The organism is Pseudooceanicola sediminis, from assembly GCF_003575965.1.
Taxonomy (GTDB): domain Bacteria; phylum Pseudomonadota; class Alphaproteobacteria; order Rhodobacterales; family Rhodobacteraceae; genus Pseudooceanicola; species Pseudooceanicola sediminis.
The window spans coordinates 1-18,328 of the sequence record NZ_QWJJ01000011.1 but is presented as its reverse complement, the minus strand read 5'-3'; the positions used below and the strand labels follow the sequence as shown (position 1 = coordinate 18,328).

At 63.1% G+C, this 18,328-nt stretch carries 18 protein-coding genes; 6 read left to right on the top strand and 12 right to left on the bottom strand.

Annotation, left to right across the window (positions count from 1 at the left end; translation table 11 throughout):
* Positions 1 to 8 precede the first annotated feature (8 nt).
* From DL237_RS13120 to DL237_RS13100, 5 genes are all read left to right on the top strand, one after another.
* Complete coding sequence (locus tag DL237_RS13120; protein ID WP_119399532.1) at positions 9 to 893, top strand: SMP-30/gluconolactonase/LRE family protein; 885 nt, start codon at positions 9 to 11, stop codon at positions 891 to 893.
* A 23-nt stretch (positions 894 to 916) separates the two neighbouring features.
* The gene (locus DL237_RS13115) at positions 917 to 1,903 is read left to right on the top strand and encodes a sialic acid TRAP transporter substrate-binding protein SiaP (protein ID WP_119399531.1); all 987 of its coding nucleotides are present in this window, start codon (positions 917 to 919) and stop codon (positions 1,901 to 1,903) included.
* A 116-nt stretch (positions 1,904 to 2,019) separates the two neighbouring features.
* The gene (dctP, locus tag DL237_RS13110; protein ID WP_119399530.1) at positions 2,020 to 3,003 is read left to right on the top strand and encodes a TRAP transporter substrate-binding protein DctP; all 984 of its coding nucleotides are present in this window, start codon (positions 2,020 to 2,022) and stop codon (positions 3,001 to 3,003) included.
* Positions 3,004 to 3,084: 81 nt separating this feature from the next.
* On the top strand, positions 3,085 to 3,582 hold the full coding sequence (locus tag DL237_RS13105) for a TRAP transporter small permease (protein ID WP_199672083.1): 498 nt from the start codon (positions 3,085 to 3,087) through the stop codon (positions 3,580 to 3,582).
* Entirely contained in the window at positions 3,579 to 4,880 is a 1,302-nt protein-coding gene (locus DL237_RS13100) for a TRAP transporter large permease (RefSeq protein WP_119399528.1), read from the top strand. The genes DL237_RS13105 and DL237_RS13100 overlap by 4 nt, the downstream gene beginning before the upstream one ends.
* 75 nt (positions 4,881 to 4,955) lie before the next feature.
* Here DL237_RS13100 and DL237_RS13095 read toward each other — a convergent pair whose 3' ends face one another.
* The 9 genes from DL237_RS13095 to glpD all read right to left on the bottom strand — a co-directional run bounded on the left by DL237_RS13095 (position 4,956) and on the right by glpD (position 15,288).
* Positions 4,956 to 6,071 carry an iron-containing alcohol dehydrogenase gene (locus DL237_RS13095; protein ID WP_233544993.1) on the bottom strand — a complete coding sequence of 372 codons (1,116 nt, stop codon included), beginning with the start codon at positions 6,069 to 6,071 and terminating at the stop codon, positions 4,956 to 4,958.
* Positions 6,071 to 7,561, bottom strand: a complete 1,491-nt coding sequence (gene glpK, locus DL237_RS13090) for a glycerol kinase GlpK (RefSeq protein ID WP_119399526.1) — start codon at positions 7,559 to 7,561, stop codon at positions 6,071 to 6,073. The genes DL237_RS13095 and glpK overlap by 1 nt, the downstream gene beginning before the upstream one ends.
* 88 nt (positions 7,562 to 7,649) lie before the next feature.
* Complete coding sequence (locus tag DL237_RS13085; RefSeq protein ID WP_119399525.1) at positions 7,650 to 9,359, bottom strand: ABC transporter substrate-binding protein; 1,710 nt, start codon at positions 9,357 to 9,359, stop codon at positions 7,650 to 7,652.
* 80 nt (positions 9,360 to 9,439) lie between these two features.
* Positions 9,440 to 9,712 carry a DUF2160 domain-containing protein gene (locus DL237_RS13080; RefSeq protein ID WP_119399524.1) on the bottom strand — a complete coding sequence of 91 codons (273 nt, stop codon included), beginning with the start codon at positions 9,710 to 9,712 and terminating at the stop codon, positions 9,440 to 9,442.
* A gap of 38 nt (positions 9,713 to 9,750) precedes the next feature.
* The gene (locus DL237_RS13075) at positions 9,751 to 10,527 is read right to left on the bottom strand and encodes a carbohydrate ABC transporter permease (protein WP_407691914.1); all 777 of its coding nucleotides are present in this window, start codon (positions 10,525 to 10,527) and stop codon (positions 9,751 to 9,753) included.
* Positions 10,528 to 10,625: 98 nt separating this feature from the next.
* Positions 10,626 to 11,501 (bottom strand): carbohydrate ABC transporter permease, encoded by an 876-nt coding sequence (locus tag DL237_RS13070; RefSeq protein WP_119399523.1) that lies wholly within the window; start codon positions 11,499 to 11,501, stop codon positions 10,626 to 10,628.
* Positions 11,501 to 12,583, bottom strand: a complete 1,083-nt coding sequence (locus DL237_RS13065; RefSeq protein WP_119399641.1) for an ABC transporter ATP-binding protein — start codon at positions 12,581 to 12,583, stop codon at positions 11,501 to 11,503. The genes DL237_RS13070 and DL237_RS13065 overlap by 1 nt, the downstream gene beginning before the upstream one ends.
* The gene (locus DL237_RS13060; protein WP_119399522.1) at positions 12,583 to 13,668 is read right to left on the bottom strand and encodes an ABC transporter ATP-binding protein; all 1,086 of its coding nucleotides are present in this window, start codon (positions 13,666 to 13,668) and stop codon (positions 12,583 to 12,585) included. The genes DL237_RS13065 and DL237_RS13060 overlap by 1 nt, the downstream gene beginning before the upstream one ends.
* A gap of 24 nt (positions 13,669 to 13,692) precedes the next feature.
* Positions 13,693 to 15,288, bottom strand: coding sequence for a glycerol-3-phosphate dehydrogenase (gene glpD, locus DL237_RS13055; RefSeq protein ID WP_119399521.1), 1,596 nt, complete (start codon positions 15,286 to 15,288; stop codon positions 13,693 to 13,695).
* A gap of 276 nt (positions 15,289 to 15,564) precedes the next feature.
* Between glpD and DL237_RS13050 the strand changes: the two genes are divergently transcribed.
* A complete protein-coding gene (locus DL237_RS13050) occupies positions 15,565 to 16,341 on the top strand; it encodes a DeoR/GlpR family DNA-binding transcription regulator (RefSeq protein ID WP_119399520.1) in 777 nt (258 codons plus the stop codon).
* 51 nt (positions 16,342 to 16,392) lie between these two features.
* Here the strand turns inward: DL237_RS13050 and DL237_RS13045 are convergent, their stop codons facing one another.
* The 3 genes from DL237_RS13045 to DL237_RS20880 all read right to left on the bottom strand — a co-directional run.
* The gene (locus tag DL237_RS13045) at positions 16,393 to 17,130 is read right to left on the bottom strand and encodes a sulfate/molybdate ABC transporter ATP-binding protein (RefSeq protein WP_119399519.1); all 738 of its coding nucleotides are present in this window, start codon (positions 17,128 to 17,130) and stop codon (positions 16,393 to 16,395) included.
* Positions 17,131 to 17,154: 24 nt separating this feature from the next.
* Positions 17,155 to 18,018, bottom strand: coding sequence for a sulfate ABC transporter permease subunit CysW (gene cysW, locus DL237_RS13040; protein ID WP_119399640.1), 864 nt, complete (start codon positions 18,016 to 18,018; stop codon positions 17,155 to 17,157).
* Positions 18,011 to 18,328, bottom strand: a 318-nt coding sequence (locus DL237_RS20880; protein WP_233544992.1) for a hypothetical protein, incomplete at its 5' end; no start/stop codon positions are given. The genes DL237_RS20880 and cysW, both read right to left, overlap by 8 nt.

Here is an 18,328-nt window from a genome sequence, read left to right as displayed (position 1 = left end):
ATGCAGGGATGAAACAGCCAGAGATCACCTGCGTGCAGCAGGTCGCGGCGCAATTGGGCGAAACCCCGCTGTGGTGCACGCGGACCAATTCGCTGTGGTGGATCGACATTGAACAGCCGCGCCTGTGGCAGCTGGACCCGGAGACGGGCGAGGCCCGGTCCTGGGCGCAGGGCGGCACCTATCTGGGGAGCCTGGCCTTTACTCGCTCGGGTGCGCGCCTGCTGGCGCGGGATCTGGACCTTGTGACACTGGACACCGACACCGGGGTCGAGACGCATTTCGCCACCACGCCGGAGGAGCGCCATCCGGCGACGCGGCTGAACGATGGCCGGGTCGACCGGCACGGGCGGCTGTGGATTGGCACGATGGACAACGGGTTGCGCGAAGGGCTGGGGCATCTGTACCGGGTCGATCCCGATGGCCGCATGACGGCCTTTTACGACGATGTGATCGTGTCGAACGGCATCGCCTTCGATCCCGACGGACGGCACATGTATTTCACCGACACCCGCCGCCATGTCACCTGGAAGGTGACGCTGGACGCGGCGGGCGAGGTTCCCGTCGCACGCGAAATCCTTGCCGATTACAGCGCCACGGGCGAGCGCCCCGATGGGGCCTGCGTGGATGCGGATGGCTGTCTGTGGCAGGCCTTTTTCGCCGGTGGCAAGGTGGTGCGCTATGCGCCGGATGGGCGGATCGACCGCGAGATCGCGTTGCCGACCAGCAACCCCACCTGCCTGTGTTTCGGGGGGCCGGACCTAAGGACGCTCTACGTCACCACGGCCTTCAAGTTTCTGAGCGAGGCGCAACTGGCCGAGCAGCCGCTGGCAGGCAGTGTGTTTGCCATCGAAGGCGTCGGACAAGGGGTGCCCGAGCATCTGTTCGATATCTGATAATACCCAAGGGAGGAAACCATATGGCGCTAAATACCATTCTGAGGACGCTGGCTGTGGCCACGACGGCGACATTCGTTGCCGCGATGGCCGGGCAGGCACAGGACAAGACGCAGATCATGTTCTCGGATGTGACGACGCCGGATGTGCCGCGTTCGCAGGCGATGACCGAAATTTTCGCCAAGGAGATCGGGGATGAGTTCGAGTTCAAGCCGTTCTTCAACGGCACGCTGATCAAGCAGGGCACCGAACTGGTGGCCATTCAGCGCGGCAACCTGCAAATGGCAATCCTGCCGCCGTCGGATTTCGCGCAGCAGGTTCCGGCCTTTGATATTCTGGGCGCGGCCTACGTGGTGCGCGACGCGGCGCACCTGAAGCGGATCTTTGACAGCGAAGTGGGCGAGACGTTTCGCGCGCTGGCCCGCGAAAAGCTGAAGGTCGAGATTCTGGCCCCCGCCTATTACGGACGGCGTCAGGTGAACGTCGCCGGGGACAAGGAAATCAACACGCCCGCCGATATGGCCGGGATCAAGATGCGGATGCCGGGTGGCGACAGCTGGCAGTTCCTGGGCAAGGCGATCGGCGCGAACCCGGTGCCGATTCCCTATGCCGAGGTCTATACCGCGCTGCAGACCAACGTGATCGATGCCCAGGACAACCCCCTGCCGAACGACAAGGCGATGAAATTCTACGAGGTGACGGACCAGATCGTGCTGACCAGCCACAATGTGGGCTTCGGGATGCTGATCGTCGGGACCGACCTGTTCGACAGCCTGACACCGGAACAGCAGGCGCGTATGCGCAGTGTCGCCAGCAAGGCGTTCGACTGGTCGACCGAGCAATATTTGCAGCAAGAAGAAGAGCTTGTGAGCTTTTTCGAAGGTGAGGGCCTGAAGGTCTATACCCCCGACGTGGACGCCTTTCGCGCCTACGCACAGGAGCAGTACCTGAATTCGGACATGTCCGAGGCCTGGCCCGAGGGAATGCTTGAGCAGATCAACGCGCTTTAAGCGAGGAAGAGGATGGGGCGGCGGCTTTACGTGGCCCCATCAAAATGTAACACAAAACGAACAATGTCATACGAATTGGAGAAAGTATGTCACTGTTGAAAATGGGAGGAATGAAAATGATCAATCGCAGAACCCTTATGGGCGCGGTCGCCGGTGCGGCGCTGATGCTGGGCGTCGCCACGCCGCTGATGGCCCAGGACAAGCCGACGCTGCGCTTTTCGGCCGTGTTTTCCGAGCAGGACATTCGCGCCGACATGATGAAGATGCTGGCCGAAAAGGTCTCGGGCATCGCGGACATGCAGCTGTACTATGGCGGCAATCTGTTCAAGCAGACGACCGAGATCATCGCGATCCAGCGTGGCAACCTTGAGATGGGCAACGTCTCGCCGCAGGATATCGCGACGCAGATCCCGGCCTTTTCGATCCTGACATCGGCCTATCTGTTCCGCGACGCGGAGCATCTGAAGGCGTTCTTTGCCAGCGATGCCGGTGCCGAGATGAAGGCGATGGCCGAAGATCAGCTGGGCATCCATATCCTGGGGCCGACCTATTTCGGCACGCGTCAGGTCGGTCTGCGGATCGACAAGGAGATCAACACGCCCGAGGATATGGCTGGCGTGAAACTGCGGATGCCGGGCGGTGACGCATGGCAGTTCCTGGGCAAGGCGCTTGGTGCGAACCCGACGCCGATGGCCTATGCCGAGGTCTATACCGGCCTGCAAACCGGGGCCATCGACGGCCAGGACAACCCGCTGCCGAACGTCGAGAACATGAAGTTCTACGAGGTCATGAAACAGATCGTGCAAACCTCTCATCTGGTTGGCTACGACCTCCTGGTGATTTCGCAGAAGGTCTGGGACGAGATGAGCGAAGAGGATCGCAGCGCGTTCGAGGCGGCGGCAGACGAAGCCATCGCCTGGAGCACCGCAGAGCACCTCAAGCGCGAAGAGGAACTTGCGTCTTCCTTCGAGGAACAGGGCCTGAAGATCTATACCCCGGATGTCGATGCCTTCCGGGCCTATGCGCAGAAGATGTACCTCGACTCCGACCTCTCCAGCGACTGGCCGGAGGGAATGCTGGAACGTATCAACGCGATGTGATGCGTTCGACCCTGTCATGAAGGCTGCGTCCGGCGGGTCCGGGCGCAGTTTCAACAAAGGCTGAGACACGTGGAAAAACTTGTGAAATTGGGTCACTGGCTGCGCCAGCGCGCCGAGAATATCGCCGCCATCATGCTGGCCGTCATGTTCGGCGCGTTCATCGTGCAGGTGGCCTTCCGCTATCTTTTCAACATGCCGGTGGGCGGCGCATCGGAGCTGACGATCCTGATGTGGCTTTGGATCGTGCTATGGGGCGCGGCCTTTGTTGTGCGCGAAAGCGAGGAAATCCGCTTTGACTTCATCCTGGCGATGGTCGGTCGCCGGACCCGGCGGGTCATGACAGTCTTTGCCGCGGCGGCGCTGCTGTTTCTCTATGGTTATTCGCTGCCGGCGGTCTGGGACTATGTCACCTTCATGAAGGTGCAGGATACCTCGTACCTCGATATCCGCTATGACTACGTCTATTCGATTTACATCGTGTTCGCGGTGGCGGTGCTGATCCGCTACGCCTGGCTGTTCCTTGGCGCTGTCAGCGGCAAGTGGGGCCAGGTTGAAACCCGCGAGGAGGAACTGCAATGATGGGCCTGGATCCCTTTGCGCTGAGCATCATTTCGATCGTGCTGCTGAGCCTGCTGGGCCTGCCGATCGGCCATTCGATGATCGCGTCGTCCATCCTGTACCTGATGCTGTCGGGCCTGGATATGGGCACGGCGGCCGAACAACTGCTGAACGGGCTGTTTTCCAGCTATATCCTGTTGGCGGTGCCGCTGTTCATCCTTGCCGCAGAGTTGATGAACTCCGGGTCGATGACGTTGCGCCTGCTGGCGTTTTGCAATGCCTTTGTCGGGCGGTTTCCCGGTGGGCTGGCGCTGGTCAATGTCGGGCAGAGCATCATTTTCGCCGGCATGTCCGGGTCGGCCATCGCGGATGCCGCGGGCACGGGCAAGATGATGCAGAAGATGATGACCGAGGGGGGCAAGTACCCGCCCGCCTTTGCCGCGGCGCTGACGGCATCGACCGCGGTGATCGGGCCGATCATCCCGCCGTCCATTCCCATCGTGATCTATGCGCTCGTCTCGGATGCCTCGATCGGCTATCTGTTTCTGGCGGGGGTGATGCCGGGGCTGCTGATGGGCGCGATGCAGATCGCGTTGATCCTGACGACGGCCAAGCGCCGCAACTTTCCGGTGGAAAAGCCGGTGCCGGTGCGCGAATTGCCCGGTGTGACGCTGAAGGCGTTTCCGGCGCTGATGATGCCCATCGTGCTGCTGGGCGGGATTTATGGTGGGGCAACGACCCCGACCGAGGCCGCGGCGGTCGCGGCGCTGTATGCGCTGCTGGTGTCGGCCATCCTGTACCGCAGCGTCAGCTTTGGGTCGATCTATCAGTCGCTGTTGTCCAGCGCGCGTACAACGTCGTCGATCGGGATGCTGATCGCCGGGGCGCTGGTGTTCAACTATGTCGTCACCATCGAGAACGTGCCGACGATGCTGAGCCAATGGCTGGGCGGGTTCGACCTGTCACCGATGGCGTTCCTGTTGATCGTCAACGTGATCCTGCTGTTGCTGGGGTGCCTGCTGGAGGGCACGACGATCCTGCTGGTGATCGTGCCGGTGTTCATCCCGACGGCCAACGCGCTTGGTATCGATCTGGTGCACTTTGGCATCGTCTGCGTGGTCAACATCATGCTGGGGCTGATCACGCCGCCCTATGGGCTGCTGTTGTTCGTGATGGCCGGGATTTCGGGCTGTTCGCTGAACAAGATCATCCGAGAGGTGCTGCCGTTCCTGATCGCGCTGCTGATCGCCCTGCTGGTGATCACGCTGGTGCCCGACATCTCGCTTTGGTTGCCGCGCCAGTTCGGCTATCGCGGCTGAGGGGGGCGGGGGGATGCCCCCGGCCTCATTGGAAACTGGAGAGGCGGCAGGGATGATCCTGCCGCCTTTTGCCGTTCAGCTTTGGGAGAGGATCTTGCGCAATTGTTCCCCGGAGAGGGCGACCGGGTTGGTGCGCATGGAGGAGGAGGCGAGGGAGTCCGCCGCGACCCTCGCGTGATCGCGCGCGCTCAGCCCGAGGTCGGCAAGGCGGGGCAGGCCCTGCGCGTCGATCCAGGTCTGCAATGCGGTGAGGGGATCGGAGTTTTCGGGGAAAGCCGAGGCGATCCAGGCCAGCACCTCGGCCCTGCGGGGCGTGTCAATGGCGGTGAAGTTTGTGCGCAGCACCGGCACCAGCAGGCGACCACAAAGCACGCCGTGGGCCGCGCCTGTGCGCCCGCCGAGCACGCCTGCCAGCCCATGCACCGCCCCAAGGCCGGCATTGGCCAGCGCGATGCCGCCCGACAGACTGACGTGCGCCATATCGTCAAAGGCCTGCGGGTTGGGCGCCTGCATGAGCTGCCGCAGGGCACCCAGCCCCCTTGGGATGGCATCGCGGCAGAGCGCGTCGGTCAGAGGGCTGGCGTTCAGCGACAGGTAGGGCTCGATCACCTGCGTGATCGCATCGAGACCCGAGGCGAGGCGGGTCGCGGGGGGCACGTCTTCGGTCAGGGCGGGGTCGACCACGGCAAGGCGCGCGATCATGCGGTCGTCGCGCAGGCTGACCTTGCGCTGTGCTTGTGGCACGCCGATGACGGCATTCTTCGTCGCCTCGGCCCCGGTGCCTGCGGTGGTGGGGATGGCGGCAAAGGGCAGCGGCGCGGTATCGAGGGGGTGCCCGCCGCCGACGACTTCCAGATGGTGCAGGGCGGGGTGCGCGCCTGGCAACAGGGCCGCCAGCGCCTTGCCCAGGTCGAGGGCCGAGCCGCCGCCCATGGCGATGACGGCATCGGCGTTGCAGGGGCGCAGGGTGTGCAGGGCGTCCTCCAGCACCGGCAGTGTCGGTTCGCCCTTGGCAAGGCAGGTCTGGACTGTGCAGCCCAGGGCGCGAAGGTCGTCGGCCAGGGGGGGCGCGGCACGGGCAGAGGCGCTGTGGACCAGGATCAGGCGGGATCCGAGGGCGCGCAGATGGGGCAGGGCGTCGGCCAGGGCGCCGCGACCGAACAGGATGCGCGGGGGCAGCAGCAGTTGCATCAGAACGCTTGCGCGGCGGCCACGGCGCGGGTCCATGCGTCGTATTTCGCGCCGCGCTGTTCATCGGACATGTCGGGTGTGAATTGACGGTCGAGCGCCCACATGTCGGCGAAACCGGCCTGATCGGGGTAAAGACCGGCGCGATACCCTGCCAGCCACGCGGCCCCCATCGCCGTTGTTTCCAGCGTCTTGGGGCGGTCGACGGGGGCGCCGATGATGTCTGAGAGGAACTGCATCGCCCAGTCAGAAGCGCTCATCCCGCCATCGACGCGCAGGGTGGCGCCGCCTGCGGGGCGGTCCCAGTCACGCTGCATCGCCTCAAGCAGGTCGCGGGTCTGGAAGCCGACGGATTGCAGGGCGGCACGGGCCAGCTCGGCCGGGCCGGAGTTGCGGGTCAGGCCGAAGACGGCGCCGCGGCATTCGGCATTCCAATAGGGCGCGCCGAGGCCGGTGAAGGCGGGCACAAGCACGACATTCTGCCCCTCGTCGGCGTTTTCGGCGAGGCCCTGCGTCTCGCCCGCTTCGCGGATGATCCTGAGGCCGTCACGCAGCCATTGCACCACGGCCCCGGCGATGAAGATCGAGCCCTCAAGCGCATAGGTCGGCTTGCCGTCAAGCTGGTAGGCGATGGTGGTCAGCAGCCGGTTGGAGGAGCGCACGGGCGTGTCGCCGGTATTGAGCAGGGCAAAGCAGCCGGTGCCATAAGTGGATTTCAGCATGCCGGGTTCGAAACAGGCCTGCCCGATGGTCGCGGCCTGCTGATCGCCTGCGACGCCGAGGATGGGCAATTCGCAGCCGCCGAACAGATCGGGCCGGGTCCTGCCGAAGTCGGACGCGCAATCGCGGACCTCTGGCAGCATCTCGATCGGGATATCCAGCAGGTCGCAGATGGTGCGCGACCAACGGCCCTTGCGGATGTCATAAAGCAGGGTGCGCGCGGCATTTGTGGCGTCAGTGACATGGGACGCGCCGCCCGTCAGTTTCCAGATCAGGAAGGTATCGACGGTGCCGAACAGCAGTTTGCCTGCGCGCGCCCTTTCGCGGGCGCCCTCGACGTTATCGAGAAGCCATTTCAGCTTGGTCCCCGAGAAGTAGGGGTCGAGCAGCAGGCCGGTGCGGTCGGTGACCATCTGTTCGTGCCCGGCGTCGCGCAGGTCTGCGCAGACCGGGGCGGTGCGGCGGTCCTGCCAGACGATGGCGTTGTGAATGGGCCTGCCCGTGTCACGATCCCAGACCAGCGTCGTTTCACGCTGGTTGGTGATGCCGATGGCGGCAATGTCGGAGGAGGAGATCCCGGCCCGTTCGATCACCGCGCGGCAGGTGGCGGCGGTGGTTGACCACAGGTCAGAGGGGTCGTGTTCGACCCAACCCGATTGCGGATAATGCTGGGGGAATTCTTCTTGTGCGCTGGCGGTGACGTGCAGTGTTTCGTCAAACAGGATCGCCCGGCTGGAGGTCGTGCCCTGATCAATGGCCAGAATATAGCTCATGCGTCGCTCCGCGCGCTTGGGGTCGGATAGGGTCGGGGCGCGCGAAGGGTCCGCGCGCCCCGGTTTGTTGTTCAAGCGTCAGCCTGGCTTACTGGTTCCAGGAGGAGACCAGATCGTCGTAGCTGACGGTCTTGGGCTCTTCGTCCTCGCTCTCCAGCTTGGGCTTGGGTGCGCCCGGCTGTTCCAGCCAGTAGGAGGCATCCTGTTCATCGTTCAGGACCGGACCGAGATCGCCCTGAATGCCGGCGCGTTCCAGCCGCGACAACACGCTTTCCATGTCTGCGCAGAGTGAATCCAGAGCCTCTTGCGAGGTTTTGGCACCCGACATGGCGTCACCGATGTTCTGCCACCACAGCTGTGCCAGCTTGGGGTAGTCAGGGACGTTGGTGCCGGTCGGGGACCAGCGCACGCGGTCAGGCGAGCGGTAGAATTCCACCAGGCCGCCCAGTTTCGGCGCGCGGTCGGTGAAGTGGTCGCTCTCGATGGTCGAGTTGCGGATGAAGGTCAGCCCGATGTCGGCTTTCTTGACGTCCACCGTTTTCGAGGTGACGAACTGCGCATAGAGCCATGCGGCCTGTGCGCGGTCCACCGGGGTCGACTTCATCAGCGTCCAGGACCCCACGTCCTGGTAGCCAACCTTCATGCCGTCTTCCCAATAGACGCCATGCGGGCTGGGGGCGAGACGCCATTTCGGCGTGCCGTCTTCGTTCATCACGGCGTCAGAGGCGACAAGCGGCGCCACGAAGGTCGTGTACATGAACATCTGCTGGGCAATGTCACCCTGTGCAGGGACGGGGCCGGCCTCGGAGAAGGTCATGCCGGCGGCGGCGGGGGGAGAGTATTCCTGCAACCACTTGATCGCCTTGTCCACGGCATAGACGGCCGCGGGCGAGTTGGTCGCGCCGCCACGGGTCACGCACGCGCCGGTGGGCTGGGACTTGTCGTTGACGCGGATGCCCCATTCATCGACCGGCAGGCCGTTGGGTTCACCCTTGTCGCCCATCCCGGCCATGGACATCCACGCGTCGGTATAGCGCCAGCCGAGCGAGGGGTCCTTCTTGCCGTAGTCCATGTTGCCATAGACCTTCTTGCCGTCGATTTCGCGGCCCGTGAAGAACTCCGCGATATCTTCATAGGCTGCCCAGTTGACCGGCACGCCGAGGTCATAGCCGTACTTTTCCTTAAAGGCCGCCTTGATTTCGGGGTCGTTGAACCAATCGTAGCGGAACCAGTAAAGGTTCGCGAACTGCTGGTCGGGCAGTTGGTAGAGGTCGCCGTCCGGGGCGGTGGTGAACTGGGTGCCGATGAAGTCGTCAAGGTCCAGCGTGGGCGAGGTGACATCTGCCCCCTCGTTCGCCATCCATTCGGTCAGGTTGCGCACCTGCTGATAGCGCCAGTGCGTGCCGATCAGGTCACTGTCGTTGACGTAGGCGTCATAGATGTTTTCGCCCGACTGCATCTGGGTTTGCAGTTTCTCGACAACATCGCCTTCGCCGATCAGATCGTGGGTGATCTGGATGCCGGTGATGGCGGTGAAGGCCGGCGCAAGGACCTGGCTTTCGTATTCATGCGTCGTGATGGTTTCGGAGACGACGTTGATCGACATCCCCTCGTATGGTTTGGCGGCGTCGATGTACCATTGCATCTCGGCTTCCTGATCGGCGCGCGACAAGGTCGAGACATCACCGATTTCGTCGTCGAGAAACTTTTTCGCCGCCTCCATGTCGGCGAGCGCGGGGCCCCCGACAAGGCAGAGGGCAAGACCCAGTGCCGTGGAAGATTTGAGTAGGACGTTCATGTAGATTCCTCCCTAAGGTGAACGTGGTTTGAAGTGATCTGCGGGCCCTCCTACAGTCCCGCAGATCGTCGTTTCGGGTGCTATACCCAGCGGAACACCGCTGCGGCATAAGCGACGCAGACAATCAGCGCATAGGGCTGTGGGCCGAGATCAAGGCCCAGCCAGGCCAGGTTGAGGAAGGCCGAGCCGAGCAGCGTGATGAACAAGCGGTCGCCGCGCGTCGTCTCGATCCGCAGCACGCCGGTGCGCGGCGTTTCGGGGGAGCGGATTGCCAGCACCGTGAAGGTGAGCAGCAGAGCGGCGATCACCGCGAAGAAGGCGGCCGTCGGCCATGTCCATGCCATCCATGCCATTGCTCAGACCCTCCGTTTCAATTGTTGCTGTTGCATCATCATACCCGTCCCAGGGCAAAGCCCTTGGCGATGTAGTTGCGCACGAAATAGATGACCAAGGCCCCGGGCACGATCGTCAGCACACCCGCGGCGGCCAGCACGCCCCAGTCGACCCCGGCGGCACCGACGGTGCGGGTCATGGTGGCGGCGATGGGTTTGGCGTCGACCGAGGTCAGCGTGCGGCTCAGCAGCAGCTCGACCCAGGAGAACATGAAGCAGAAGAAGGCGGCGACGCCGATCCCGCTTGCGATCAGGGGCGTGAAGATCTGCACGAAGAAGCGCGGGAAGGAATAGCCGTCGATATAGGCGGTCTCGTCGATCTCCTTCGGGACACCGCGCATGAAGCCTTCGAGGATCCAGACGGCGAGGGGGACGTTGAACAGGCAGTGCGCCAGCGCCACGGCGATATGGGTGTCGAACAAGCCGATGCTGGAATAGAGCTGAAAGAACGGCAGCGCAAAGACGGCGGGCGGCGCCATGCGGTTGGTCAGCAGCCAGAAGAACAGGTGCTTGTCGCCCATGAAGGAATAGCGGCTGAAGGCATAGGCGGCGGGCAGGGCGACGGCCAGGCTGATCACGGTGTTCATCACCACGTAGATCAGCGAATTGACATAGCCCATGTACCAGCTCGGGTCGGTCAGGATCTTTTCATAGTTCGCCAGCGTCAGGTCCTGCGGCCAGAGAGAGAAGCTGCCCAGGATTTCGGTGTTTGTCTTCAGGCTCATGTTCACCAGCCAGTAGATCGGCAGGAGCAGGAAGATCAGGTAGAGCGCCATCACGATCAGCGATGCCGAAGGCCGCCAGATACGGGTGCTTGCGCGACTGCGGATCGCGATGGTGCTGGTGCTGGTGCTGGTGGAAACAGTGCTATCGGTCATTGCGCGCCATCCCTTTTGTCGAGGTTCGTCATGACGGTGTAGAACACCCATGAAATCAGCAGGATGACCAGAAAGTACATCAGCGAGAAGGCGGCGGCGGGGCCGAGGTCGAATTGACCGAGGGCCATTTTCACCAGGTCGATGGACAGGAAGGTCGTGGCATTGCCCGGCCCGCCGCCGGTGACGACGAAGGGTTCGGTGTAGATCATGAAGCTGTCCATGAAGCGCAGCAGGATGGCGATCATCAGAACACCGGCCATCTTTGGCAACTCGATATAGCGGAACACGGCCCAGCGGCTGGCCTGGTCGATCTTGGCGGCCTGGTAATAGGCATCGGGGATCGAGCGCAGCCCGGCATAGGCCAGCAGCGCGACCAGCGAGGTCCAGTGCCAGACATCCATGACGATGACGGTCACCCAGGCGTCGATGGTGTTCTGCGTGTAGTTATAGTCGATCCCGAGCGCATCGAGCGTGTAGCCCAGCAGCCCGATGTCGACCCGACCGAAGATCTGCCAGATGGTGCCGACGACGTTCCACGGGATCAACAGCGGCAGCGACATCGTGACAAGGCAGAAGGACGACCAGAAGCCACGCTTGGGCATGTTCAGGGCGACGAAGATGCCCAGCGGGATCTCGATGGCCAGGATGATGGCGGAGAAGATCAGTTGCCGCACGAGGGCATCCCACATCCGTTCGCTCGACAGCATGTCGCGGAACCAGTCGAGCCCGGCCCAGAAGAACTGGTTGTTGCCGAAGGTGTCCTGAACCGAATAATTCACGACGGTCATCAGTGGAATGACGGCGGAAAAGGCGACCAGCAGAAGCACCGGCAGAACCAGGAACCACGCCTTTTGGTTGACGGTCTTGTTCATCAGGCGGCCTCTCCCAGTGGTGAAATGCGCCAGTCGTTGGCGTAGACGTTGACGCCTTCCGGCGCGAAAGTGATGCGGTTTGCACCTTCAGGTATCACATCACCTTCGCCGGATATCGCATTGATTTCGTGCCCATTCACCTCAAGCCGCAGGATCTTGTGGCGGCCCACGTCCTCAACCCGTCTGATCCGTGCCGGGATGCCGTCTTCGGTGGTCGAGAGGCGTATGAATTCGGGGCGCACGCCGATCTGCATCGCGCCGTCCGCCCGGTAGCTGTGGCCCAGATCGACCGGGGTGCCATTGATGCGTGCGGTGCGCCCGTCAACCTGAGCGTCAAAGAGGTTCATCCCGGGCGAACCGATGAAATAGCCCACGAAGGTATGCGCGGGTCGTTCGAACAGTTCCTGCGGGGTGCCGATCTGCACGACGCGGCCATCGTACATGACGACGACCTTGTCCGCGAAGGTCAGGGCCTCGGTCTGGTCATGCGTCACGTATATCATCGTATGGCCGAAATCGTGGTGCAGCTTTTTCAGCTGCGTGCGCAGTTCCCATTTCATGTGGGGGTCGATGACGGTCAGGGGTTCATCGAACAGCAGGGCGTTGACGTCTTCGCGCACCATGCCACGGCCAAGGCTGATCTTTTGCTTGGCGTCGGCGGTCAGGCCGCGCGCCTTGTGGTTCAACTGTGCTTCCATGTCGATCATCTTGCCGACGCGCTGGACACGGCGGGCGATTTCGGCCGCATCCATGCCGCGGTTCTTCAGCGGGAAGGCAAGGTTTTCGCGCACCGTCATGGTGTCGTAGACAACGGGGAACTGGAACACCTGTGCGATGTTGCGTTCGGCCGTTGGGGCGTGCGTCACGTCGCGGCCATCAAACAGCACCCGGCCCTGACTGGGGATCAGCAAACCGGAGATGATGTTGAGCAAGGTGGATTTGCCGCAGCCTGAGGAGCCGAGCAGGGCGTAGGCCTCTCCATCCGCCCAGTCGTGGTTCAGTTCCTTGAGCGCGAAATCGTCATCGGACCTGGGCTGTGCCAGGTAGGAATGAGCGAGGTTGTCCAAAGTGATCTTGGCCATCATGCAGCATCCGCATAGGGTGCCGAGGCAACCAACTGGCCGTCTTCGGCAAAGAGGTAGACGCGGGAGGCGTCGAGGTAGACCGGCAGCGCCTGACCGGGTGTCAGGTTGCGAATGCCGTGGATCAGGCCGACCCAGCGTGCCCCGTGATAGTCGAGGTGCACGAAGGTCTCGGACCCCGTGATTTCAGTCACCGTCAGGGTTGTATCGAAGGCGATGGCGTCCGCTTGGGGTTCAAGGCTGAGGTGATTGGGGCGGAAGCCTGCGATATAGTGCCCATCCGCCAGACCGGGGGCAAGGATGTCGGCGGGAATGTCGCCGGCGGTGCCGTAAGTCACACGACCGCCACGCTTTTCCAGAGGCAGGAAATTCATCGGCGGGTCGGAAAAGACGCGCGCGGTGGTGGCGTTGCCGGGGTTGCGATAAACGCTGGCGGTCGGGCCGAACTGGGTCACGCGCCCCTCCCACAGGGTTGCGCAATTGCCGCCGAGCAGCAGGGCTTCCTCGGGTTCCGTGGTGGCATAGACGAAGATGGCGCCGGATTCCTCAAAGATCCTGGGGATCTCGGCGCGCAGTTCCTCGCGCAGCTTGTAGTCGAGGTTGGCAAGGGGTTCATCGAGCAGCACAAGGCCGGCATTCTTGACCAGCGCGCGGGCAAGGGCACAGCGTTGTTGCTGCCCGCCCGACAGTTCCAGCGGCTTGCGGGCCAGCATCGGGGTCAGTTTCATCAGCTCGGCGGTGGCGCGGACGCGGCTGTCGATCTCGGATTTGTCGAGGCCGAGCAGGCGCATGGGCGAGGCAATGTTGTCGTAAACGCTCATCGATGGGTAGTTGATGAACTGTTGATAGACCATGGCGACGCGGCGGTCCTGTACCCGCATCCCGGTCACATCGTTGCCGTTCCAGATGATGCGGCCACTGGTCGGTGCATCAAGGCCCGCCATCAGGCGCATCAACGAGGTCTTGCCGGACAGGGTCGGCCCGAGCAGTACGTTCATCGTGCCCTTTTCCAAGGTCAGCGACGTTTCGTGAATATGAGTCGTCGCGCCGACGACGCTGGTCACGCCCTCAAGTGTCAGTGTCATTGCCTCCTCCTCCTTCTGGCCGGTCTACTCGGCGGCCTCCGACACAAGCTGGGCGCGGCGTCCCGTCATGTAGGTTTCAAGCTCTGCGGTCTCATCCTCCGACAGGCGCAGGCCCAGTTTCGAGCGCCGCCACAGCACATCCTGCGCGCAGCGGGCATATTCGTGGCGCATCAGCCAATCGACTTCGCGCGCCGTCAGATTGAAGCCGAACAGCTGGCCAAGGTCGTCGGCCGTCCGTGCGTCCCCCAGCATCTGCCGTGCTTCGGTGCCATAGGCACGGACCAGGCGGCGGGCCCAGCGATCATCCAGAAAGGCGAAATCACGCTTCAGGGTGCTGATCTGGGTGTTTACCGCGTCGACCGGAAAATCTCCGCCGGGCAGGGCGACGCCTGCGGTCCAGGGGCCGGGCAGGTCGGTGAAATGTTCGCCGATCAGATCCAGCGCGCTTTCGGCCAGACGCCGGTAGGTGGTGATCTTGCCCCCGAAGATGTTCAGAACGGGCGCCCCTGCGCTGGTGTCGACCTTGAGCGTATAGTCCCGGGTCGCGGCAGTGGCCGAACTGGCCCCATCATCATACAGCGGGCGGACACCGGAGTAGGTCCAGACGATATCCGCGGTCGAAATCGGTTGCTTCAGGTAGGCATTGACGAAATCGACCATGTAGCGCTGTTCGTCCGGGGTGCAGACGGGCTTGGCCTCGGGATCGGTGTGTTCCTGATCGGTCGTGCCGATCAGGGTAAAATCGGTCTCATAGGGAATGGCGAACATGATCCGCCCGTCCGTCCCCTGAAAGAAATAGCTTTTGTCGTGATCGAACAGGCGGCGGGTCACGATATGGCTGCCGCGCACCAGACGCACGCCATCGGTACTGTTGGAGCGGATGGTATTGGAGATGATATTGCCGACCCATGGGCCACCGGCATTGACGATCATGCGCGATCGGACTGTGCTGCGGACGCCGGTTTCGACGTATTCCAGCTCGACCTGCCAGACGCCGTCGTGCTGGTGGGCCGAGCGAACGCGGGTGCGTGTCAGGACGGTGGCACCGCGCGCCTCTGCGTCGCGGGCGTTCAGGACCACCAAGCGGGAATCCTCGACCCAGCAATCGGAGTATTCGAACGCCTTTTCAAAGCGTTCGTCGAGCGGCGCACCCTCAGACGCGGTTTTCAGGTTCAGGCTGCTGGTCGGGGGCAGGATCTTGCGCCCACCCAGCGTGTCATAGAGGAACAGCCCGAGGCGGATCAGCCAGGCGGGGCGGCGCCCCTTCATCCAGGGCATGAAGATGTTCATCAGGCGGGAGGTCGGCGTATCACTCTCGAACCGCATGTCGGGATGATAGGGCAGCACGAAGCGCATCGGCCATGAGATATGCGGCATGGCGCTGAGCAGGACTTCTCGTTCGATCAGGCTTTCACGGACCAGCCGGAATTCAAAGTATTCGAGATAGCGCAACCCGCCATGAAACAGCTTGGTCGATGCGGAGGATGTGGCCGAGGCAAGGTCGGACATTTCCGCCAGGGTGACGGACAGGCCGCGGCCTGCTGCGTCGCGCGCAATGCCACAGCCATTGATGCCGCCGCCGATGACCAGAAGGTCGCGGATTTCATCATCGGCTTGCACGCTGGTCCCCTCCCTCGAGCCACGATTCCTTAGCTAAAGGTTACAGAAACTCCGCTCAAAAGAACAATATTTGTTTTCGTTTTTTTTCGTAATCGTCAGGCGACTCTGTAACTCTTTCAATAATAATGAGAAAGTCAGGGATCATACGGTGGAGTGTGGCAATTGCTGCGCTGCAACAAGGGTGTTGAAGGTGCGGAACACCCAATATAGGCCCGTGAAATGTGTTGACGTGTTCGCTCTGGCGCGTTTCTTTTCGTTTTAGCAAAGGGCCAGATCATGTCGCAGACCATCCGCCATCCAGAGATCCTCGATATCGCGCGCCGCGAGGGCAAGGTTACGGTCGATGGGCTGGCCGAACATTTCGGCGTGACGCTTCAGACGATCCGGCGCGACCTGTCGGACCTCGCCCATGCGGGACGACTGGAGCGGGTGCATGGCGGGGCAGTGCTGCCGTCTGGCACCACAAACATCGGGTATGAAGAGCGCCGCCGGCTTAATTCTGAGGGCAAGACGGCCATTGCGCGGGCCTGTGCAGCGCAGATCCCGGAAGATTGCGCCGTTTTCCTCAACATCGGTACCAGCACCGAGGCCGTCGCGGTGGAGCTGATGCATCATCGCAATCTGTTGGTGGTGACCAACAACATGAATGTCGCCAATATCCTGTCGCAAAACCGCGACTGCAATGTGATCGTGACGGGCGGATCGCTGCGGCATTCGGACGGCGGTCTGATCGGGGATATCACGACCGCGACGATCCGGCAGTTCAAGTTCGATATCGGTGTCATCGGGTGTTCGGCCATTGATAATGACGGCGATATTCTGGACTTTGACGTGCAGGAGGTCGGGGTCAGCCAGGCGATCCTGAACCGGTCCCGCCGGACCCTGCTGGTGGCGGATCATACCAAGTTCAAACGCACGGCTCCCGCACGTATTGCCTCGCTGCGGGACGTGGACATGTTTTTCACCGACCGGGCCCTGCATCCCGATCTGAGCCTGCGCTGTGACGAGTGGGGGACAGAGGTTCAGATCTGTTCGGGCAAGGGTAAATCCTGACCGGGGGAGGCCAGTCAGGAAGGGGCCAGTCAGGAGGCGCCCAGGAGGGCGTCAGGCAATCGCCAGCCTTGGCCGTTCGATGAAGCTTCGCACGAAGTCGGTTTGCGGGCGTTTGCGGATGTCTGCGGGGGTTCCGACCTGTTCGATCCGGCCCATCGACATGACCGCGACCATGTCTGCAAGGCTCAGCGCCTCGTCCTGATCGTGGGTGACGAAGATCGTGGTCAGGCCGGTGGCGTCGTGGATATCGCGCAGACCGGCGCGCAGTTCGCGTCGGACGCGGGCGTCGAGCGCACCAAAGGGTTCATCCAGCAGCAGAACGCGCGGCTCTGTCGCCAGCGCACGGGCAAGCGCGACACGCTGACGCTGTCCGCCCGAAAGTTGCGCGGGATAGCGGCTGGCGATGCCGGGCAGCTGGATCAGCTCCAGCAGCGTCATGACGCGCTGTTCGATTTCCGCAGCCGAGGGGCGGGTGCCGCGGGGGCGGGCACGCAGGCCGTAGGCGATGTTTTCGAACACGCTCATGTGGCGGAACAGGGCGTAGCTTTGGAAAACGAACCCGGCGCGGCGGGCTTGCACGGTGATGCCGGTGGCGTCGGTGCCGTCGAACAGGACCCGGCCTGCGGTCGGGGCCTCAAGCCCCGCGATGATGCGCAGCAGGGTGGTCTTGCCCGAGCCTGAAGGGCCCAGAAGCGACACCATGGCGCCGGAGGGGATGGAGAGCGAGACGGGGTGCAGGGCGTGTGTGCCGGCAAAGCTCTTGGCGATTTCGTCGATATCGATGCGCATTTCAATCTCCGATAGGGGGGCGGTTCAGTGGCGGCGCGTGGCGGATAGAAGATCCGCGTGGCGCCATTCCATCAATGTTTTCAACACGAGAGTGAGCAGGGCGAGGCTGGCAAGCAGGGCGGCCATGGAAAATGCGGCGACCGAGAGGTATTCGTTGTAGAGCATCTCGATCAGGATCGGCATGGTGGTGGTCTGGCCGCGGATCTTGCCGGAGATGACGGCGACGGCGCCGAATTCGCCCATGGCGCGGGCATTGCAGAGCAGTACGCCGTACAGCAGCGCCCAGCGGACGTTGGGCAGGGTGACGGTGCGGAACATGTACCAGCCCGTCGCGCCCAGGGTCAGGGCGGCTTCTTCCTCGCTGCGGCCCTGTTCGCTCATCACCGGGATCAGTTCGCGGGCGATGAAGGGGAAGGTGACGAAGAGCGTCGCCAGCAGGAGGCCCGGCAGGGCGAAGACGATCCGCAGATCGTGCAGCGCAAGCCACGCCCCGAGCCATCCGGAGCTGCCGAACAGCAGCACCAGCGACAGGCCCGCCACCACTGGCGATACGGAAAAGGGTAGATCTATCAGAGAGATAAGGACCGCTTTTCCGCGAAAGTCGAACTTGGCGATGGCCCAGGCTGCGGCCAGTCCAACGGCCGCGTTCAGCGGCAGGGCAAGGGCCGAGATCGTCAGTGTCAGGCGGATCGCAGACTGGGCGTCAGGTGTTGAAATCGCTGCCAGAAAGGCCATGGGTCCCTGGCGAAATGCCTCGGCAAACACGGCGGCCAGCGGGGCGAGCAGGAGCACGGCGGTCAGGCCAAGGATCAGGGTCGTCAGGGCGATGCGGGCGGGGCGGGCCTCGGTCGTGACGTCGGCGGGATGGTGCAGCGAAAGGTCAGACATTGGCGTCACATCCATTGAAATCGGGGCGGCGGTATTCACGTCGGTATCTTGACGGTATCCGAGCGGTGCAGAGGCCGATCAGACCCAGGGCAAGACCCGGGGTGACGAGGTAGGCGGCGAGGATCAGCACCGCCGGAGCACCGGCGACCCAGAGGGCGATGGCAAGACCCAGCCCCACTGCGCCGGCCAGGCTGGCGAGGACGAAACCCGTGGCGCGCGGCGCGGGGGCGCGGACGTGCCCGGTGCGGCAGGTCGGGAGGCGGGGCCCGGGTCGGGGAGCGGGGTGGGGGCCGGGGCCGGGGTGAGGAGC